This window comes from Myxococcus sp. CA039A (genome assembly GCF_013336645.1).
In the GTDB taxonomy this organism is placed as follows: Bacteria; Myxococcota; Myxococcia; order Myxococcales; family Myxococcaceae; genus Myxococcus; species Myxococcus llanfairpwllgwyngyllgogerychwyrndrobwllllantysiliogogogochensis.
The window spans coordinates 1-5,043 of record NZ_JABUMQ010000512.1; the positions used below are offsets into that span (position 1 = coordinate 1).

At 69.2% G+C, this 5,043-nt stretch carries 2 protein-coding genes and 1 pseudogene; all 3 read left to right on the forward strand.

Annotation, left to right across the window (positions count from 1 at the left end; genetic code table 11):
• Positions 1 to 1,426 (forward strand): efflux RND transporter periplasmic adaptor subunit (locus HR086_RS44640; RefSeq protein ID WP_174468698.1); only part of this gene is annotated, 1,426 nt, incomplete at its 5' end.
• A gap of 5 nt (positions 1,427 to 1,431) precedes the next feature.
• Positions 1,432 to 4,572, forward strand: coding sequence for an efflux RND transporter permease subunit (locus HR086_RS44645; RefSeq protein ID WP_174468699.1), 3,141 nt, complete (start codon positions 1,432 to 1,434; stop codon positions 4,570 to 4,572).
• A gap of 246 nt (positions 4,573 to 4,818) precedes the next feature.
• Positions 4,819 to 5,043 (forward strand): annotated as a pseudogene (locus HR086_RS44650) (peptidoglycan-binding protein); the annotation flags it as partial.

The window sequence follows — 5,043 nt, forward strand, 5'->3', positions numbered from 1 at the left end:
CGCCCAGCCCATCCCCCTGTGTGAACACAAGGTGCCCGCGGAGCTGTGCACCCAATGCAACCCGGACCTCATCGACGTCTTCAAGGCACAAGACGACTGGTGCGCGGAACACGGAGTGCCCGAGTCACAGTGCTTCCAATGCAACCCGAGCCTCACCTTCACCGCGCAGACCACCGCGCCGAAGGACTGGTGCAAGGAACACGCGGTCCCCGAGTCAAAGTGTACGAAGTGTCATCCAGCCCTCGTCGCGAAGTTCATCGAGGCCGGTGACTACTGCCGGGAGCACGGCTTCCCGGAGTCCGTCTGTCCGTACTGCCACCCGGAGCTGGTGAAGGCCGCCGGCGCGGAGCCACCCGCCTTCCCCGAGCCGGGCACGCGCGTTCGACTCGCCTCGGCGGAGACCGCGCGAGAGGCGGGCATCCAGACCCGGCGCGTGGAGAAGCGGCCCTTTGCCCGCACGTTGGAGGTCGTCGGTCAGCTCGACTTCAACAACAACCGCCGGGCCCAGCTCTCGACTCGCGGCGAAGCGCTCATCGTCGAAGTCCGAGCCGACGTCGGCGACGAGGTGAAGGCCGGACAGGCCCTCGTGGTGGTGACGTCCGGTGCGGTGGGCGCGGACCAGGGTCGGCTCTCCTCGGCCCAGGCGCGCGTGGAAGCCTCGCGTGCCGCGCTCGCTCGCCAACAGTCACTCGTCGACAGTGGCATCAGCGCGCGCAAGAGCCTTGAACAGGCCCAGGCGGACGTGGTCGCGGCCGAGGCGGAGCGCGACGCCGCCCGCGCCTCCCTGACGGCCACGGGCGCCTCCGCCCACAGCCAGCAGGGGACGTACACGCTCACAGCTCCATTCGCAGGCACGGTGGTGAGCCGTGACGCGGTCCCCGGCAGACAGGTGGGCGCGGGACAGACGCTCCTTCAAATCGCCGACCTGAGCACCCTGTGGGCCTTGCTGGAAGTGCCCGAGGCGGACGCCAGCGTGGTGCGCGCGGGACAGCCCGTCACCCTCTCGTTCGAGAGCATGCCGGGCGAAACCCGCGAGGCTACCCTCACCCGCGTGGGGGCGTCCGTGGACCCGGCCACCCGCACCGTGCGCGCGAGGGTGGAGCTGCCGAACCCCGAGGGCGCACTCAAGGCGGGCCTCTTTCTTCGAGCCCGCGTGCAGGTGGCCGCGGAACATCCGGCCCTGCTCGTCCCTCGCGCGGCCATCCAGCGCGCCGAGGGCCGCACGCTCGTCTTCGTGAAGAAGGACGCGGGACTCTACGAGCCCGTCGTGGTGGAGCTTGGCGCGGGGACTCGTGAGGTCGTGGAGGTGGTGAAGGGCCTCTCCGAGGGTCAAGAGGTCGTCACCACGGGCGCCTTCCTCCTCAAGACGGAGATCCTCAAGGAGTCCATCGGCGCGGGCTGCTGCGAGACGGCGGAGGGCGAATAGCCACCATGCTGACCCGAGTCATCGACTGGTCGCTGACGCATCGCGGAGCCGTCCTCGTGGGCACCCTCGCCCTCATCATCTCGGGGCTCTTGTCCTTCCGGGCGCTGCCCATCGACGCAATCCCGGACACGACACCCACGCAGGTGCAGGTCAACACCGTGGCCCCGGCCCTCACGCCCCTGGAGGTGGAGCGGCAGCTCACCATCCCCATCGAGCAATCACTGGCGGGCCTGCCCCGCGTCAGCGAGCTGCGGTCCATCTCCAAGTTCGGCCTGTCCCAGGTGACGCTCCAGTTCAGCGACGGCACGGACCTGTGGTTCGCACGGCAACAGGTGGCCGAGCGGCTCGGCCGCGTGGAAGTCCCAGCGGGCATCGAGCGCCCCTCGCTGGGGCCGGTGGCCACGGGACTGGGCGAGGTCTTCCACTACGTCGTCAAGAGCCGGACGAAGAGCCTGGAGGAGCTGCGCACCCTGCATGACGGCATCATCGCGCCGCGCCTGCGCAGCGTGCCCGGCGTCGCCGAGGTGAACGCCTGGGGCGGTGAGGAGAAGCAGTGGCACGTCGTGGTGGAGCCGCGCCGCTTGCAACAGTTCAACCTCTCCCTACAGGACGTCTACCGGGCGCTGGAGGAGAACAACGCGAACGTGGGCGGTGGCGTGGTGGAGCGAGGAGGCGCGGCGAGCCTCGTCCTCGGCGTGGGCATCCTGGAGAGCGGCAAGGCCGTCGAGGACGTCGTCGTCGCTGCACATGACGGCGTACCCGTGCGCATCCGCGATGTGGCCCGCGTGGAGGTGGGCCATGAAATCCGCCGGGGCGCCACCACGGCGGACGGCGAAGGCGAGGCCGTCCTGGGACTGGGCTTCATGCTGGTGGGAGAGAACTCCCACACGGTGACGAAGGCGCTGGCACAGCGACTCGAGGAGGTGAAGCGCGCCCTGCCCCAGGACCTCTCCGTGGAGCCCGTCTACGAGCGCACCGAGCTGGTGGACCTCGTGCTGCGCACGGTGCGCACCAACCTGATGGAAGGCGCGCTGCTCGTCATCGCCGTCCTCTTCCTGTTCCTGGGCAACTGGCGCGCGGGCCTCATCGTCGCGGCGGCCATTCCCCTGTCCCTGCTGTTCGCCTTCAACGCGATGCTGCAATTCGGCATCGCCGGCACCCTCATGTCCTTGGGAGCCATCGACTTCGGGCTCGTCGTCGACTCGTCCGTCATCCTCGTGGAGAACGCGGAGCGGCGGCTCGCCGAGGCCCGAGGGAGCCGCTCCCTCCTCGAAGTCGTGCGCGACGCCGCCGTCGAAGTGCGCGGGCCCACCCTCTTCGGTGAACTCATCATCCTGGTGGTGTACCTGCCCATCCTCGCGCTGGAGGGCGTGGAGGGAAGGCTGTTCCGCCCCATGGCGCTCACCGTCATCTTCGCCCTGCTGGGCAGCGCGCTGCTCTCCATGACGTTGATGCCGGTGCTGGCATCCTTCGCCCTGAAGCGCGGCGGGGGACAGCACCGCGAGCCGCGCCTCGTCACCTTCCTCAAGCGCCGCTACCAGCCCGTGCTCGACTGGGCCCTCCGTCACACCCGGGCTGTCCTCGTCGGCGCGGGGCTGCTCGTCGTGGGTGCGCTCATCGCCGCCACGCAGCTCGGCAGCGAGTTCGTCCCGCGCCTGTCCGAAGGCACGCTCGTCATCAACACCGTGCGCCTGGCCGAGGTGTCCCTCACCGAATCCGTCCGCTACGGCACGCAGATAGAGAAGGTGCTCCTCACCCGCTTCCCCGATGAAGTGCGGCGCGTGTGGACGCGCACCGGCACGGCGGAGGTGGCCACGGACCCCATGGGCATCGAGCTGTCCGACGTCTTCATCACCCTCCAGCCACGGGACACCTGGAAGCGAGCCACGACGCAGGATGAACTGGTCGCGGAGATGAAGGCGGAGCTGGCGGACCTGCCCGGGATGCGCATGGCGTTCCTCCAGCCCATCGAGATGCGCGTCAACGAGATGATCGCCGGCGTGCGCGGCGACGTGGGCATCAAGCTCTTCGGGGACGACCTGGACGTGCTGAAGGCCAAGGCTCGTGAGCTGGAGGGCCTCGTCAAGGCCATCCCAGGCGCCGCCGACGTCACCGTGGAGCAGCTCACGGGTCAGCCCGTGCTGGAGGTGACGGTGGACCGCGAGGCCGTGGCCCGCCACGGCATCTCCACCCGCGCGGTGCTCGACATCGTGGAGGCGGTGGGTACCCGAAGCGTGGGCGAGGTGCGCGAGGGCGAGCGGCGCTTCGACCTGGCCGTGCGGCTGTCCGAGGAGTACCGCGATGACCCGGCGAAGCTGGCCAGGGTACCGGTGACGGCGCCCGGGGGAGCGCGTGTGCCGCTGGGGCGGCTGGCCCGCATCCGCGAGGTGTCCGGGCCCACCACGCTCCAGCGCGAGTGGGGCAAGCGCCGCATCGTCGTGCAGGCCAACGTGCGCGACCGAGACCTCGGCGGCTTCGTCGATGAAGTGCGCCGCACCCTGGACGAAAAGTTGGAGCTGCCCTCGGGCTACTACCTCCGCTTCGGCGGGCAGTTCGAACACCTGGAGCGGGCACAGGCGCGCCTGCTCATCGTGGTGCCGCTGGCGCTGGCCCTCATCTTCCTCCTGCTCTACCTCACCTATCGGCGCGTGCTCGACGCCGTGCGCATCTTCGCGGGCGTGCCGTTCGCCCTGGTGGGCGGCGTGCTCGCGCTCCTGCTTCGGGGTCTGCCCTTCTCCATCTCCGCCGCCGTGGGCTTCATCGCCCTCTCCGGCGTATCGGTGCTGGGAGACATGGTGCTCGTCTCACGCGTGCGCGCCCTCCTCGATGAAGGCCACGCGTTGAGCGAAGCCCTCCGCGAAGCGGCCCTCTCACGCTTGAGACCCGTGCTGATGACAGCCGCCGTGGCCGCCATCGGGTTCCTGCCCATGGCGCTCAACACCGGCGTGGGAGCGGAGGTCCAACGGCCTCTCGCCACCGTCGTTATCGGCGGAGTCATCTCCTCCACCCTGCTCACCCTGGTGGTGCTGCCGGTCCTCTACGCCGTGTTCGGAGCCGGACGGCAACGGCCCCCGCACCCACGGGAAGAAACACCCCCGCCACCCGCGGAGGCCCCTATCGACGCTCACAAATCAGCGGCGGGTTGACCCACCTGCTCGGGCACCTCTCCCCCTGGGACACGACCGCGTCGAGGAGCGATCACTCGCCCTACCCACCAGGCCAGGACCGCGTCGCCTCCATGACCTGACAGGTTCGGCGGGTTTCACCCAACCGACAGAATTGTGGATTCCTCACTGTCACTCGATTCCGGGTTCAGGAGCACTGCGCTTATTTTGGCGTCAACGGCATCACGGTGACGGCACCTGGGCAAGTCGAAGCACGGGGGACGCGGCATGGTCAGTCCGAGGACGGCACCGATCCGGACAGGTAACACGAGCACCTTCACGCTGAAGCAACGACGCCTGCACATCATCCTGTTGGACCCGAGGGAACAGCCCTACGCGGGACGTGAGTACGTCCTCCGAGTGGGACGCACCGAGCACTGCGGCACGACAGCCTCCGATGGCTCGCTCTCCCACGAGGTCCCCGGCCTCGCCACCGGTGAGCTGCTGTTGCAC

Bases quoted from the DNA above. Each gene is read 5' to 3' on its own strand.
- HR086_RS44645 (WP_174468699.1), top strand. From the start codon at position 1,432: ATGCTGACCCGAGTCATCGACTGGTCGCTGACGCATCGCGGAGCCGTC.